We start from the raw sequence: 14526 nt of genomic DNA on the forward strand, positions 1-14526 counted from the left end.
TCTATAGCGAAGAGACCGTGCCTTTCATGATACGATTCTACTCCCCTGCTGCCTGATGCAGCGGGGGTTTTTATTTTTCCTTCATAATACAGGCCGCCAAATGAATATAGTGTGTTTAGTGAACCTGATACTGGAGGGAACGGACATGTTATTTCATTATGGAGCGAAGCTCCCGGTGCGATTACTGGAGGAAATTCGCTTTTGGAAGCATCAGGAAAGAAAACACCTCGCGCTGATCAAAGCCGTGGTACCCGATCTGGAGCCGGTCTACGTCAAGATGCTGGATCAATGGGCCGTCGTGTTCTCCGACACGGAGAAGGCGGCAGACGAACTTCTGCGCCATATTCTAAGTTATAATGCTTCTCCCACGCCTCAAATGCTGGCCCAGGTCGAGCAGCTCTTGCGCGCTTCCTGCGAGCAGTCCAGGGAGTTCATTCGCCAGCTGCACAGCTTAAAAGAGAACAGTGAAGCCGTTCAGAAAGTGCCGCTTGCCGGTACGGTCCTGCACCATGTGATTCGGGAGTCCGAATATTTCCTGAATGCTCTCGAAACACTGAACGCCGCCGGAGCGCTGGAGAGATTCATGGATGTGGATATGCCGCTGCAGTCGATGACGCTGCACGAGGCAACGTCTCCTCCGCCGTCTACTCCCGAAGCCGAGCTGTCCATTCAAGGCATGGGAGACAGCGGCGGCAAGGCTGTGCCGATTGGCGGACACCGCCTCCCTCCACTGCCTTACGCTTATAATGCGCTCGAGCCTTATATCGACGAGAAAACCATGCGAATTCACCACGACATCCATCACCAAAGCTACGTCGACGGCCTGAACAAGGCGGAGAAGAAATTGGAGGAGGCCCGAAAAAGCGGCGATTTCGAGCTCGTGAAGCATTGGGAACGCGAGCTTGCGTTCCACGGTGCCGGCCACTATCTGCATACGATCTTCTGGAACATCATGAACCCGCGGGGCGGCGGCGAACCGGGCGGAGAGCTTGCACAGCAGATCAAGAAGGATTTCGGAAGCTTCGATCGATTCAAGAAGCATTTTACCGAAGCAGCAGACAAAGTGGAAGGTGGCGGCTGGGCGATCCTCGTCTGGAGTCCGCGCAGCCATCGGCTTGAAATTTTGCAGGCCGAGAAACATCAAAATCTCTCCCAGTGGGACGTCGTCCCTCTCCTCGCCCTGGATGTATGGGAGCATGCATATTACCTTAAACATCAAAATAAACGCAAGGATTACATCAACGATTGGTGGAACGTGGTCTACTGGCCGGAAGTTGCGGAGCGTTTCAAGCATGCCAGCAAGCTGAAATGGAAACCGTTTTAATTCTCAGCCGGCATTAGCTGCTTCGGATTGGTTAATATTGGGTATGAAGTCTATAGCCCTCCTTACTTCCTTTATGGAGTTTAGGGAGGGCTTCCCTGTTCAGAGGGGTACTTGGTCATAAGCCCGGATTTGAACAGGATTATTCAAGCTACGGAGTAACCCAACCTTATTGTTAGGTCTTTTTTACCACATATCTGGTTATTTATTCGGTTGATCGCTACCATATGCTGGATTATGATATGACAGTAAGCTTGGTACGCAGCCTCAGCATTGGTCTAAGGCAACAACCGAAAGATCCGGCGTGCCTATGGGAGCAGGACATCACGACTGAAGGGATGGGTCAGTGTGAACAGTAGGTTCAAATCGCGTATTTTCATTTTTGCTTTTGTATTCATTATTCTAATTGTTGGAGGATGCCAGCCCGTGAACCATAATCAAAACGAAGCCACTGCAAACGGCAGCTCGGACGAGGTTATAACAAAGGCGAAAACCACGGCCGTTGAGTATTTTAAGGAAAAATACAATTTGGATGTAGAGATTACCAAAGAAGAGATGATGCCATCGATCGTAGCGGACAAGGTTAACCTCGAAGGGTATGTCGTGGATCATCCTGAACAAACCTTTAAAATATCCGTAGATTTCAACACAGGCGAAACGTCCAATTTCGTGATGAACCCGGAGCTTAGAAAAGCTATTAAGGGCGAGTGACGGACCTATGTTTCTCTTGCAGCAACCATAGGCTCTGAACCTGATAGATCACGTTAAGGAGGGAATATATTGAGTTCACCGCAAGTGGATGACGAGACATACCGACTCATGTCGGAAGCGGCTTACCTCGATCTGAAAAAAGAAGATACCGTTGAGGACCTGCCGGGATGGGAGGTTCTTGAGGACTATAAGAGCAACAGCATATCCGGTTTTGACGCGGTAACTTTCTACAACAAGGAAACGAACCAGGCCGTTATCGCATACCGCGGCACCGAAGCAGGCAGAGATTTATCCCATGCGCTCCCCGATTATCTGGCCGACGCGGATATTGGCATTGAAGAGATCAAAAGGAAAATTCCGGAGTTCCGGGCTCCTTGGGCCGACCATGTAGACAAAGTCAAAGAAGTGACGGGCATTAACGATGTCACGGATTGGTTCGGCGAACAATCGAGGAAAATCGATAAGAAAACGGATATCTTGGGCACCAATCAGATGTATCAAGCCGAGGATTACGCGCTGGAAATGAAGGAGAAGTACAAGGGTGTTGATTTTTCCCTTACCGGTCATTCGCTGGGCGGAGCCAACGCGCAATATGCTGCCGCTTATACCGGCATGTCGGCTGTCACCTTCAGCGCCCCGTCCGTCATCGGTAGCCTCTCCCCTGAAGCCAGAAGAAAAGCCGAGAATGGGGAATTCGATTCCCAGATCATTAATTTCGCCCATCCCGGCGACATTATTGCCAGCGGTGCGCTCGGAGGTTACGACGGTCACGTAGGCTCAACCTATTACATAGACTCCAGTTACAAGGATGCCAATGACGGGCTCAGCATCAAAGAAAAAATCGATAATACGCTGGGAGGCCCCAACTATCACCAGCTGGACCGCTATCAATTCGAGAATGGGTACATTTCGAACCGTCTGTATGACGGCGCTACCGGTAAATCCGTGGATTCGCCCAGAATCCCTTCCCACAGCGATCTCTTGTTTGGTCTTGGCGGGCCGTTGAGCAACTTGGGCTTAGGTTTGGGCGGCTCGCTGGGAGCCATGGCCGGATCGGCAGGAGGCTCCTCCGGTACCATCCAGGTTACCCCTGCCGAGCTGCGAAGCGTAGCCGAGAAATGGCGAGCGCATGCCCATCAGAGCGATGCCGAAATGCAGGGAATCCGGCAGCGTCTCTCCAAATACATGTTCTCCAGCCACAGCCGGCGTCTCCAGCCGATCGTCCAGCAGCTGGATACATCCATCATGTCGATGAGTCAGTGGCATCTGCAGCATACAACCGACATCGTGCAGTACATTAAATTTAAGGCGGATCTGTTTGAACGTACAGATAACAGCGGGTAAACATCTATTAGCAACCACCGGGAGGAATGGGGATGAGTCGAGAGATTCTGCTGGAGCTTGATGATTTGCTTCAAGCCGAACGCGAGCTGACGGGGCTGCTTGCAGCCCTTCGGTCCGACGAACAAGAAGCGCGGGTCATGTATGCCCGCCTTCAGGATTGGAAGGGACAATCGGCTAATGTGCTGAGGGATCAGATCGAAGTCTTTTTCATGGAGATGTCCCGTCGAATCCGGGAGATCGAGGAGCAAAAAAGCGCCCTCGTCCAGTATGTGCAATATATGAAACAAGTCGATGGCGCATCTTGATCTTTCCTTGCTTGTCCTGGATGATCAGATGGCTTCATATCGTCACAGGGATAACAAAAAAAGGCTTCGCCTCCGTGGGCGAAGCCTTTTTGATATCATGAAGATCCAGCTTAGTCTTTAATCAAGGACAGAAACTCCGAGCGCTGCGCGGAATCGCTCTGGAACGTACCGCGTACAGCCGACGTTACCGTCTTGCTGCCCGGCTTCTTCACGCCGCGCGCGCACATGCACAGATGCTCGCCTTCCACCACGACCATAACGCCGTTAGGCTGCAGCGCCTCCACCATGATATCGGCGATTTGCGAAGTGATGCGCTCCTGCACCTGAAGACGGCGCGTAACCGCCTCTACCAAGCGTGCCAGCTTGCTCAAGCCGGCGATTTTGCCGCTCGGGACATATCCGATATGGACTTTGCCGAAGAACGGCGCCATATGGTGCTCGCACTGGCTGTAGTATACGATATCCTTCACGATGACCAGTTCCTCGTGATTCTCGTCGAAGGTAACCCCGAGAACGTCCTTGGGATCGACTTCATACCCCGCAAAGATCTCTTCGTACATCCGCGTCACGCGGGCCGGTGTCTCAAGCAGACCCTCACGCTTGGGATCTTCACCGATCAGCTTCAATATTTGCTCTACATGGTACTCGATCTGCTCCCGGTTTTGGCCTACTTTATGGTTCACATAGTCCTTTACGCCCGCCACAGTACAATCCCCCTTTCCGTTCCAAAAAAAAGCAAACGGTTAACTTATAGCCGCTGTTAGCGGTCTTTTTAAATAGAAATGCCCCTCCGTCGTTCCATTTAGACGGGAGCGGGCTTTCTTGCATTATGATTTGCGTTTGCGGCCTTGCCCTTTGCCCGGCATAGGCTGATTTTTCATCATTTGCTGTGCTCGCTGCATCTGCTTGCTGTTCATGTTATACCCCATTTGTTTTGCCATCTTCTGCAGCATTTGCGGATCGTTCTGCATCTTCTCCAATTGCTTGCGCAGATAGAATACGCCGATGAAGAATCCGCCGACCAGACCCACGATCAATGTAATAATCGGAATGACAATATCCATCACTTGACCACCTTCTACTAATATCTGCCATTTAATGGCGTATACACGAACCTATCATAGCATGTCCTTTTCGTCACAGCAAATGAAAATAACGGATGTTCGGCAGCAGGCAGTTCCGATGATTACGCCTTGGTCAACTACGACCCTTTACGGTCCGGCATGGCTCCTTCGATCGTCAACAAGGTGCGTTTGATTTCCGGGCCGCCGGCATAGCCGATCAACGCTCCGTCGGCCCCTACCACCCGATGGCACGGCACGATGATCGGAACGGGGTTCTTATTGTTCGCTCCGCCCACGGCTCGAACCGCTTTCGGACGCCCGATGGATTCGGCTACATCCTTATAGGAGCAAACCGTTCCATAGGGAATGGATTTCAGCGCTTCCCATACCTGCAGTTGGAATGAGGTTCCGCGCATGTCCAGCTGTACGTCGAAGGCCTTCAGTTCTCCGGCAAAGTACTGCTTCAACTGCGTGATCGCAGGGGCTAGTCTGGCCTCGTCCCGTTGGTAGCCGCCGTTGCCGGCCCAAGTCCGCGACCACTGCTGGATGACCGCTTCCTTCACATAGAAGCTGCCGAATTCAATGAGACAAAGGCCCTTCTCCGTGGCGCAGACCGTCAACGGTCCGATCGGAGATTGAACTTCATCATAATACAGCAGTTCCGGTCCTCCTTCAGGGATGGCCATCGGCTCGACCCCCTGAATGACAGGACCCTCCTGCTCCGGATTGCCCCCATTAGAGGAACCCGAACCCCCGGCGGATGAAACTTCGGCCGCGGCTTGCGCTTCGGCAGGTGCTTCATTTCCAGCCGGTTCAGGCTTTAGCTTATTCAAGGCTTGCTGCAGCATATCTCGTACTCGGGAATCCCCTTCTGATTTCATGCTTTTCTCTAAGTTGTTCAACGCTTCTTCGCCTCCAATACGGCCCAGAGCCCATGCAGCGGTTCCCCGCAGCTCCGGGCGCGGGTCCTTCAGCAGTACTTCGCTCAGCTTCGGTACGGCTGAAATATCTTTAAAATTGCCGAGCGCGATGACGGCATTGCGCTGAATCGGCTTACGGCCGCGCCAAGCGGCGGACGTATCTCCGAAGGCCTCCTTGAATTCCCGGTTGCTCATATCCAGAATGGGCAGGAGCAGCGGCTTGGCTTTTTCAGGATCGGGCTTGAAGTCCTCTTGATGAGTCCAGCTCTTGCCCCGGTTCTTCGGACAAACAATTTGACAGGTATCGCATCCATACAGCCGGTTGCCGATCTTGCGCATGGCCTCTTCGTCCAGAAATCCTTTGGTCTGGGTCAGAAAAGAAACGCAGCGCTGGGCATTCAGCTGCCCGGGACCGACAAGGGCGCCGGTTGGGCATGCATCGATGCATTTGGTGCACTCCCCGCAATCCTCGGTTACCGGCGAATCCGGCGGAAACGGGATATTGGTTACCATTTCGCCAAGGAATATCCAGGAACCGAACTTCGGAGAGATGATGGAGCAGTTCTTGGCACTGAAACCGATGCCGGCCCGCTGCGAGACGGCCCGGTCGACAAGCGCGCCGGTATCCACCATGCTTTCAAGCTTTGCATCCGGCACGCGTTCCTTGATGTATGCCTCCAGGCGGCTCATCGCCTCACGGAGCACATGGTGATAATCCCTTCCCCAAGCGGATCGCGCCATGATGCCCCTGTACTTGCCAGGCTCCGATTTCGGCGGGTTCTCCATCTTGGAGTGGTACGTTATCGCGATGGCGATCAGGGACTTCGGCTCGGTGCCGGGGAGTGCGGGAGTCACCCGCTTATCCAGATCCGGCTCCTCGAACCCGGACTCATATCCCTTATCCCGATGGGATTGCAAAATCCCCTTCAGGGATTGGAACGGCTCCGCCGAGGCGAAGCCGATATCATCAATGCCGAGCTCGGGTGCAACGGCTTTTAGCTCCTGCTTGAGCTCCTCCCATACCGAAGGCGGAGGAGCGTACGAGCCGAGTGTGTAGGTCATTCTCCAGCGCCTCCTTTTCTGGGATGATGTTCTGTCTTAAGCTACAGCTTTTTGATCTCGGACAACGGCCAGAAAATAAATTCGGCCCTGCCCACGATGTCGCTTTCCTTCACGCTGCCGAACATGCGACTGTCCTTGCTCTTTCCGAGGTGGCGGTTATCCCCCATAACAAAATACCTTCCCGCTTCCAGGGTAACGGGCTCAAAGCCAGGATCCTCGATCGGGACATCGGTATACCCTTCCTCTTGGGCCACGCCGTTCACGTACAGCTTCTGATCCTTTACCTCAATGGTATCCCCGGGTACGCCGACGACGCGCTTAACAAGAAACTCCTTCTTGTCCGGTCCGTCGCTCGGATCCTTAAGCACAATGACGTCGCCGTGGCTCGGTTCCGAAAAGCGATAGACCACTTTATTAATAAAGAGCCGCTCCGATGCCACCAGCGTCGGCTGCATGGATTCGCCCTTAACCATAGACAGGTTAAACACAAACATATTTAGAAGCACCATAATAACAAATGCAATCGCAATCGTCTTTACCCAATCCCACAGCTCGGCGGCCCAGCCGTTCTTCTTGGCCGGTTGATTCTGAGGCCCGTTGTTCTCGCCATGCTCAGTTGAATCCGGAGGAATCACTTGTCCCATGCTACACCTACTTTACTTCGATTTCACCTTCGAGCATCGAGGGCGGCACCTTCAAAAACAGGTACATTAATAGAAAAGCATATCTCCCACCCATTTGCAACGGCTGAAAGATATGCTTCATATCGAAAAAATGTCGTTTCTTATCTCTGTCGAAGCTTAAGGCCGCCGTTTTGCGCTGCTCGTATGTACCGCTGTAGTCGCTGCAACTATTGACCAAGGATACTGAGCTTCTGGAACGACCGCAGGATTTGGCTGGCACCGTATCCCATGGCTTCATAAAATGGCATGGCTGCGGCGTTGTGCTCATCTCCGGCTACCATGATCCGACTGACTTTCCGTGATTGAAAACGCTGTTCCATCGCTGATATCAAGGCTTTGCCAATCCCTTTTCTGCGATAGTCGGGATGAATGGCGATGCGGTAATAACAACCATGATTGCGTTCGATCGTACCGATTAAGGCACCAACGATTTCACCGTTTTCTTCTGCCACCATAATCAGATCGGAGTCCCAAGCGAGCTGCCTGGAGAAAGGCTCCATCGTGTTTTCGTAGCATTCTTCCGACAAAGCAATCTGTAATAGCTCGGTTACGGGGTTACAGTCACTCAACTGAAAGGAACGAACATGCATTTCAAAATCTCCCTTTTCGTTAGCATGATGCGGTTTACCCGGTTTACAAAGATCTAGTATTCCGTTAACGCAAACCTGACATTTAAGTTTACTACAAAAAACCCGAAAATCCTGTTTCCTTGTCCATTAAACCACATCTTTCTCGTAAATTCACGAGTTTTCTTCTGAAAGCGCTTTATATGAAGCGTTTTCATTATTTTTGATGGATAAAATTCCATATTTTTGTTGAATAAACGATTCGTTTCCTGCCGTTAAACCATTAGCTCATGGTAAAAATTGCTCCATTAATTACCAATGAGTTTACATCATTGTCTCCATGTATTTTTGAAATCACCGGGCTACCTTTCCTGTGGCGATACATGCTGTAATGAAGGAACTTGATGAAAAAAAACAGCGCCCCCCGGCCATGTGCCTTTGGAGGAACGCTGCTTTCGTACATCCATGTTTACTGGAGAACGACGGTATCTCCCGCTTTCAGCCCTGACAAAACCTCGATTTTATCAAGCGTCTGCATTCCCGTCTCAATATCCTGCCGCTCGATCTGGCCGCCTCCCTTGTCCACCATGACATAAGAGCTATCTCCCTCCGTCATGACGGCCAACTTGGGAACCACCACCGCCTTGTTCTTCCGTTTGGTCACGATCTCTCCGTTCAGCGTCAATCCGCCGATCAAGCGATCATTCTTCGGCAGCGAGATGATGACCTTGAACTGCGGCGTCTGGGACGTCTGTTTCTCCTGAGCCGTCGCCTCGGCGAATTTGCCCACTTCCAGCACCTTGCCCTTTAGCTTCAAATCCTTGATGGACGGCAGCTTGACCTCTACCGCCATGCCCGGCTGAATGCTGAAGATGTCGTTTTCCCCGACGTATGCCACTAACCGCAGGGAATCCAGGTCGACGATTTTGCCGATATACTGGTTGGCCGTCACCGATTGCGGCCGCTGCTGGGTCGGGTCGAACAGGAACAGGCCTGCTGCCGGAGATACGTATGTCGATTGCCTCAGCCTGTCGTTCAAATCGGCAAGCGTCTGACGTTCGATATCGTTGTTCACCTCGTCCAGCTGACTGCTCAGCCGCGCATTTTCCTGGTCTGCCAGCATTTTCAGGCGCTCCGCCTCCGTTGCGCCTACAGGCGCGTTGTCGAGATCCTGATTTAGCGTAAACTCCTTCAGCTCCTGCTCCAGCTTCCGCTTCTGCAGCTCGGCCTCCTTCTGCTGGAGCTGCTGGCGAATCGCCTTTTGCTCCAACTTGAAAAGGGCGTCGCCTTTTTTGATCTGCTGGCCGTTCTCGACGTTCCAGGACTCCACCTTCGCTTCAAAAGGCGCGTATACGTTCGTTTCCTTTCCGTATTCGGACGTTCCCTTGACCTGCACGGTCGATAGGATCGTTTCCTCGGTTACGGGGAATGAGATGACCTGCGGCTCTTCCATCATGGGAATCTCAGGTTCCTTGGGTTTCACCTGCCCATATCCCCAATATCCCACCAGACCCAGCACAGCAGCGATAACCGTCCATTTTATGATTTTTTTTATCATTCCGATTTAGCTTCCTTTCCGAAACTCATGATCCTAATCCCGCTTGATGGCCAGCAGCGCATTCGTTCTTGCTGCGCTGATCGCCGGGTAAATCCCCGAGAAGATGCCCGTCATTACGGCGAAGGCAATGCCGATCGGCAGCGTCTCCGCCGTCACGGCGATTTGCAGTCCCGACATGCCTGCCGAAGCCATGATGAATGAATTCAGCCCTTTGATGATCAAATACGCGAATACGATGCCGAGCAAGCCGCCAAGCAAACCGAGCAGGCTGGCTTCCACGATGAACATGTTCCGGATTTGCGGCATATTCGCTCCCAGAACCTTCATGATGCCGATTTGCCGGCGGCGCTGATGCGTCGACATCGTCATGGCGACGATGATCGAAATCGAGGCCAGCAACAGGATAAATACGCCTACGCCGAGAGCGATCGCCTTGAAGGTGTCCAATTGGGAAGCAACCTGATCCCGCATGGCCAGATTGTCGCTCGCATTCAGCGCAAGCTTGGAGATCAGGTCCTCGAGCGGTTTAATATATTGCAGATCCTCCACTTTGACCGTTAGATTATCGTAAACCCGCTGTTTCGAAGCTGGCCCTTTTTGCAGATTCAAGCTATCCGTCAGCCAATCTGCCGTGTCAAAGGATATGTAGGCCTGACGGTCATAGAATGCAAACTGGGCATCCCGCCCCTTGGGCACATCCAGCACGCCCCCGACGTAGAGCTGCGGGCTGAGCAATTTCTTGTCGTTGTCCATCTGCTCCAGCTGAACGTTCTTTCCGATCATTTCCGAAACGGCGCTCTCATACTTCTGGAACTCTTCCCATAGCTGCGGATTGTTGGGATCGGAACTCATCATATTGTTCAATCTTTCGCTCGTCTCCGCGTCCTTCCATCCGGTTGTCGCTCCGTAATTCAGCACCACGGCACCGATCTGCTCCAGCGGGCCGCCTTCCTTGAACCGGTTTCCCTGCTCTTTAAGCTTGGACAGGTCCACGGCCACGACGTTGATGCCTTCATGGATCAGGTTGTCGGACGAAATGGTCCGGAAATAACCGAGCTGCTTGGTGGCTACAACGGATTTGACGTGATTGAAGCCCTGAATGACCTGAACCTTATCATCCGTAAGCAATCCCCGTTCTCCTCCCGCCGATTGGCCGCCGCCTTCCCCGGGCCCGCCCGTGCTCTGCGGAGTCACCGTAATTTCGTCAAGTTTCATGCCGCCTATGATTTCCGTCTCCAAATAACTCTGGGCGCCGTTTCCGATGCTGATCGCTACGATGATAGCCGCACATCCGATCGAAATGCCGGTCATGCACAGGGCCGTTACCACTTTACGGCGTTTGATCTGTCCCCATGCCAGCCGTATGCTGTCTAAAAATCTCAGCGGACCTCACCTGCCTCCTCCGAATGAACCGGGACCCCGGACAGGGGCGAAGGGGCGCTCGGCCCCCGCTGCCCTCCCGTGGAAGTCGCGTAGTTCTCCGGCTGAACCAAATAACCGTCGCGGAGCATAATCGTTTTTTTCATTTGGGCGGCGACTTCCATCTCATGGGTAACGATGACAAACGTCGTCTTCATGGACTCGTTCAGCGACATCATGATTCGGATAATTTCCTCTTCCGTTTTGGTGTCCAGGTTGCCCGTCGGCTCGTCCGCAAAAATGACGGAAGGCTCGGTAATCAACGAGCGGGCAATACTGACGCGCTGCTGCTGCCCGCCGGACAGCTGGGACGGGTACAGCGAAGCCTTATCGCCGATCCCCGTCATCTCCAGAAGCTCCATCGCTTTCTTGCGGCGCTTGGACGGAGAAACGGATTGAAAAACAAGCGGAAGCTCCACGTTCTCACGAACCGTGAGTGTCGGAATCAATTCGTAAGCCTGAAAAATAAATCCGATATGCTTGCGCCGAAAAACGGCAAGCTTGTTTTCCCCGTATTTGACGATATCCTGATCCGCAATATAAATATGGCCTTCGGTCGGTTTCATCAGCCCGGCCATCAAGTTGAGCAGCGTGGACTTGCCCGATCCGGAGCTGCCGAGCAGCGCAATCATCTCGCCCTTCTGGACTTCGAACTGGATGTTATGAAGCACCTTTAACACTTCGTTGCCGTTCTTAAAGCTGTGCGATACATTTTCCAAACGCAGCATGTTCGCTATTCCTTTCCGGTTCTTAGTCTATCTCTCCTCGTTCGGGTCCAGAAGGGGCTGGAACGTCAGGTTGTAGCTCTGGCTGCCCAGCGTGATCCGCTCGTTCTGGAATTCGTCCACAAGGGTCAAGTTAAACCAGCCGCCGCGGAGCTTTTTGTACTGCTCGTCCGTCAGCTCCATCGATATCGACCGGGTGCCCGGCACTTGGATATCGGTGCCTGGCGTAAGCGTCCGCTCCTGTGTTTGTCCGAGGCTATCCTTGATGATGAGTATCAGCTTGCGGCCGGAATCCGCGGCCGCAATGCTCTCGCTCCGTTTCACATCCAACGTGGCATTGAGCGATATGGTGGAACTGCCCTCCTGTAAATGCCCAGCAGCTTTCGTGACCGAAACGCTGTAAGGATACCAATCGAGCTGCGTCAGGCCGGAGCTTGCCGCAGGTCTGGCCGGATTCAGCATCAATTTTTTCACGCCCAGCACACCCGTAGCGTCCTTGCCCGTTTCCGCAAGCTTGCCTCCGGACATCGCCGTGCCGAGGGCCAGGCCCAATTCGCTGGCAGCCCCTTTCGGCACTCGGGCCCAAAAGACGATCGACTGCCTGGATCCCGGCTGAAGGGCCGCTTCCGGCTGAAGGGTCTCCGCTTCATAAATCCTGCCGTCCGCGCTTTGGAAGTACCCTTTCAGCACTGCGGCTTGAACGCGGCGCTGTTCGTTGCTGGTCAGCACGAATTCCGAATAGACGATATCGGAGTCTGCTCCTTCATAGATGACCGTCCGCCGTTCTTGTGCCTCCGCACGTTTACCCGCAGCCGTGACCGTATACGGCTTCCCTTTCTCCAGAACGCCGATCGACTGCATCATCCCGGACGTGGTCATGGTCAGGAACGACGTTTTCGCCGCCTCCTGCTGCGTAAACAGCTCGAAACGGAGCGAACGTATATCCTTCGTATACGGGATCCGCGCCATGACGTACACCTCGGTTGATGCCCCCGGCGCAATCAGGGAGCCCTGCTCCTCGGCGATGACCTCCGGGCCGGCCAAGCTTGTTTTTTCATCCGCCGTGACGTTCGCTTTAAGCTCTGGCAGCGGCAGCGATTTGGATTCCTGGGTATTCCGCAGCCGCAGCTTCGCCACGATCAGGTCCTGGTCCTGCCACGGCAGGCGCTGGATGGATTCCAGCGTGTACGCAAATCCTTTGGCCGACTGCGCGCCGTATTCCACGCCGATGGATGACTTGCGTTCCGTTTGGTACGGGATGGCAAAGTATGCAATCGGGAGGGTCAACGGCTCCTGAACCTCGGAGGTCGGCTCGCTGCCCGACTCACCCGGATTCGCGGGCGGTTTGGATGAGCCGGCCGTGCCTGATGCCCCGATCATTTGCAGCTTCAGCCGGTCCTGCTTGAGATCAAGCGGAAGCGCGATTTCCATCACCATCGTTTTCTCTTCCCCGGGGCGGAGCGTCAAGCCCGCTTTGGCGTCCGGTGCATAAGGATGGAAGGAGCCTTCGGACGCTTTAATCGCGAACTCGTAGGCCGGAACCTCCACCGATTTTTTTCCTTTGTTCTTGAAGGCCATCTCAATGGTCCATATGCCCTGTCCCCCTGAGGCACGCAGCGAAGACTGGCGGATTCTGGCATCGACCGGAATCCCCCGGATGGTCAACTTCTTGGCTTCGCCCGCCTTGACGTCCCACTTCGGAGCTGTTGCCGCCGGCAGCTTGAATGAGGCGACAGGCAAGGACAGCTTCAGCGTGTCATCGTTTTCGGTCCATAAGAAACGCAGGCCGGCCGTCTTCAGGTAAGAGGGAACTTCCGTTATGTAGTAAACCAGTTTCTTTTCTTTCGGCTGGACAGGCACCCCTTCTGCCCCCGCCTCATGACGCAACGGGAACCAATTGCCGCTTGCCGTTACCAAATGCGCCTCGAATCCCCGATCGTTCCATACCTTGCCGCCATGATTGGTCATATACATCCCGACTTTGGCGATGACTTTGCCGTCGTACTTGATGATCTCCAGCGATTCCGCCTGTACGGTAACCGGCGTTCCGCCCAGCTTCAGCTTGGTGCTTGAGCCCGTTGGGACGGCAGCGGAATAATTGGCGGGCATTCTGTACGTTCCGACGCGCTGCAGGTAGCCTTTGACCTGCGGATTCCATACGTCCATGACCAGCTTCATGCCGGCCAAAGAGCTGCTGTCGGTCTTCGCATAGTAGGTGACGCTCACGCTTTGCCCGGGCTCTACCTTCTTCTTGGCCAGGTCCTTGGAAATGGGATTGGCCGCGCTCACGGAACCGCCGGGAAGGACCACCTTGGGAAAATAAGATACCAGGCGCGCCGCGCTCTTGCCCCCATTTTTATAGGTCAGGGTAAATACCGCCGCATGCGATCCGTTTTGCTGCCATACGTCGGCATGGTCGAGCTTCGCCGTGACGTTGCTGCCCAGCTTCACGCTCCAGGCCAGATTTGCATTTTTCTGCGCGGCCGACTTCGCGATTTGCGATGTCTCCGTCTTAGATGCAGCAGCTTCGACTTGCGGTGCCGCAGCCAGAATCGCAGCCATCAAAATGGCCGTCACTCTGAACTTTGTACTATTCATGTTACGACTCCTTTCTACCTCGATCTATCCCTTTCATGCTCCATCTATAAGTACAGATTTCTTCAAGGCTATATATATAACGACAACTTTCTTAGGAAAGTTTTTCATCATTTTCCATTGCGGCGAAACAACATTCTTTAGGCCTTAAATCGGCTCTCGCGGACTTTTCAAACATAAAAGTTGATTTAATCACCCAAAACGGTTTAATATATGTAGTGTAGCCGGATTACATATTCCATTGCTCCGGGAT

13 protein-coding genes are annotated in these 14526 nt (G+C 53.4%); 4 read left to right on the forward strand and 9 right to left on the reverse strand.

Annotation, left to right across the window (positions count from 1 at the left end):
- Nucleotides 1-145 precede the first annotated feature (145 nt).
- The 4 genes from JNUCC32_RS20980 to JNUCC32_RS20995 all read left to right on the forward strand — a co-directional run bounded on the left by JNUCC32_RS20980 (nucleotide 146) and on the right by JNUCC32_RS20995 (nucleotide 3681).
- The gene (locus JNUCC32_RS20980) at nucleotides 146-1324 is read left to right on the forward strand and encodes a Fe-Mn family superoxide dismutase (RefSeq protein ID WP_096777007.1); all 1179 of its coding nucleotides are present in this window, start codon (nucleotides 146-148) and stop codon (nucleotides 1322-1324) included.
- Nucleotides 1325-1747: 423 nt separating this feature from the next.
- Complete coding sequence (locus JNUCC32_RS20985) at nucleotides 1748-2032, forward strand: hypothetical protein (RefSeq protein WP_090912753.1); 285 nt, start codon at nucleotides 1748-1750, stop codon at nucleotides 2030-2032.
- Between the two features lie 69 nt (nucleotides 2033-2101).
- Nucleotides 2102-3376, forward strand: a complete 1275-nt coding sequence (locus JNUCC32_RS20990; RefSeq protein ID WP_096777008.1) for a lipase family protein — start codon at nucleotides 2102-2104, stop codon at nucleotides 3374-3376.
- A 32-nt stretch (nucleotides 3377-3408) separates the two neighbouring features.
- Complete coding sequence (locus tag JNUCC32_RS20995) at nucleotides 3409-3681, forward strand: hypothetical protein (RefSeq protein ID WP_096777009.1); 273 nt, start codon at nucleotides 3409-3411, stop codon at nucleotides 3679-3681.
- Nucleotides 3682-3791: 110 nt separating this feature from the next.
- Here JNUCC32_RS20995 and folE read toward each other — a convergent pair whose 3' ends face one another.
- The 9 genes from folE to JNUCC32_RS21040 all read right to left on the reverse strand — a co-directional run bounded on the left by folE (nucleotide 3792) and on the right by JNUCC32_RS21040 (nucleotide 14276).
- Nucleotides 3792-4385, reverse strand: coding sequence for a GTP cyclohydrolase I FolE (folE, locus tag JNUCC32_RS21000; RefSeq protein WP_012819021.1), 594 nt, complete (start codon nucleotides 4383-4385; stop codon nucleotides 3792-3794).
- Between the two features lie 123 nt (nucleotides 4386-4508).
- Nucleotides 4509-4745, reverse strand: a complete 237-nt coding sequence (locus JNUCC32_RS21005; RefSeq protein WP_009594912.1) for a YneF family protein — start codon at nucleotides 4743-4745, stop codon at nucleotides 4509-4511.
- 137 nt (nucleotides 4746-4882) lie between these two features.
- Nucleotides 4883-6727 (reverse strand): tRNA epoxyqueuosine(34) reductase QueG, encoded by a 1845-nt coding sequence (gene queG, locus JNUCC32_RS21010; protein WP_192569734.1) that lies wholly within the window; start codon nucleotides 6725-6727, stop codon nucleotides 4883-4885.
- Nucleotides 6728-6768: 41 nt separating this feature from the next.
- Nucleotides 6769-7371 carry a signal peptidase I gene (lepB, locus tag JNUCC32_RS21015; protein WP_009594926.1) on the reverse strand — a complete coding sequence of 201 codons (603 nt, stop codon included), beginning with the start codon at nucleotides 7369-7371 and terminating at the stop codon, nucleotides 6769-6771.
- Between the two features lie 206 nt (nucleotides 7372-7577).
- Nucleotides 7578-8000, reverse strand: a complete 423-nt coding sequence (locus JNUCC32_RS21020) for a GNAT family N-acetyltransferase (protein WP_012819018.1) — start codon at nucleotides 7998-8000, stop codon at nucleotides 7578-7580.
- 445 nt (nucleotides 8001-8445) lie between these two features.
- Nucleotides 8446-9534, reverse strand: a complete 1089-nt coding sequence (locus tag JNUCC32_RS21025) for an efflux RND transporter periplasmic adaptor subunit (RefSeq protein ID WP_192569735.1) — start codon at nucleotides 9532-9534, stop codon at nucleotides 8446-8448.
- Nucleotides 9535-9567: 33 nt separating this feature from the next.
- The gene (locus JNUCC32_RS21030) at nucleotides 9568-10863 is read right to left on the reverse strand and encodes an ABC transporter permease (protein WP_192569736.1); all 1296 of its coding nucleotides are present in this window, start codon (nucleotides 10861-10863) and stop codon (nucleotides 9568-9570) included.
- 50 nt (nucleotides 10864-10913) lie between these two features.
- Complete coding sequence (locus JNUCC32_RS21035) at nucleotides 10914-11681, reverse strand: ABC transporter ATP-binding protein (protein WP_192569737.1); 768 nt, start codon at nucleotides 11679-11681, stop codon at nucleotides 10914-10916.
- 27 nt (nucleotides 11682-11708) lie between these two features.
- Entirely contained in the window at nucleotides 11709-14276 is a 2568-nt protein-coding gene (locus JNUCC32_RS21040; RefSeq protein ID WP_192569738.1) for a hypothetical protein, read from the reverse strand.
- Nucleotides 14277-14526 lie beyond the last annotated feature (250 nt).

The sequence above is a fragment of the Paenibacillus sp. JNUCC32 genome (assembly GCF_014863545.1).
In the GTDB taxonomy this organism is placed as follows: domain Bacteria; phylum Bacillota; class Bacilli; order Paenibacillales; family Paenibacillaceae; genus Paenibacillus_AQ; species Paenibacillus_AQ lautus_A.

Excerpts from the sequence above, each read along its gene's own strand:
- JNUCC32_RS20980 (WP_096777007.1), top strand. The coding sequence starts at position 146 with ATGTTATTTCATTATGGAGCGAAGCTCCCGGTGCGATTACTGGAGGAA.
- JNUCC32_RS20995 (WP_096777009.1), top strand. The coding sequence starts at position 3,409 with ATGAGTCGAGAGATTCTGCTGGAGCTTGATGATTTGCTTCAAGCCGAA.
- JNUCC32_RS21005 (WP_009594912.1), bottom strand. The coding sequence starts at position 4,745 with ATGGATATTGTCATTCCGATTATTACATTGATCGTGGGTCTGGTCGGC.
- queG (WP_192569734.1), bottom strand. The coding sequence starts at position 6,727 with ATGACCTACACACTCGGCTCGTACGCTCCTCCGCCTTCGGTATGGGAG.
- lepB (WP_009594926.1), bottom strand. The coding sequence starts at position 7,371 with ATGGGACAAGTGATTCCTCCGGATTCAACTGAGCATGGCGAGAACAAC.
- JNUCC32_RS21020 (WP_012819018.1), bottom strand. The coding sequence starts at position 8,000 with ATGCATGTTCGTTCCTTTCAGTTGAGTGACTGTAACCCCGTAACCGAG.
- JNUCC32_RS21025 (WP_192569735.1), bottom strand. The coding sequence starts at position 9,534 with ATGATAAAAAAAATCATAAAATGGACGGTTATCGCTGCTGTGCTGGGT.
- JNUCC32_RS21035 (WP_192569737.1), bottom strand. The coding sequence starts at position 11,681 with ATGCTGCGTTTGGAAAATGTATCGCACAGCTTTAAGAACGGCAACGAA.
- JNUCC32_RS21040 (WP_192569738.1), bottom strand. The coding sequence starts at position 14,276 with ATGAATAGTACAAAGTTCAGAGTGACGGCCATTTTGATGGCTGCGATT.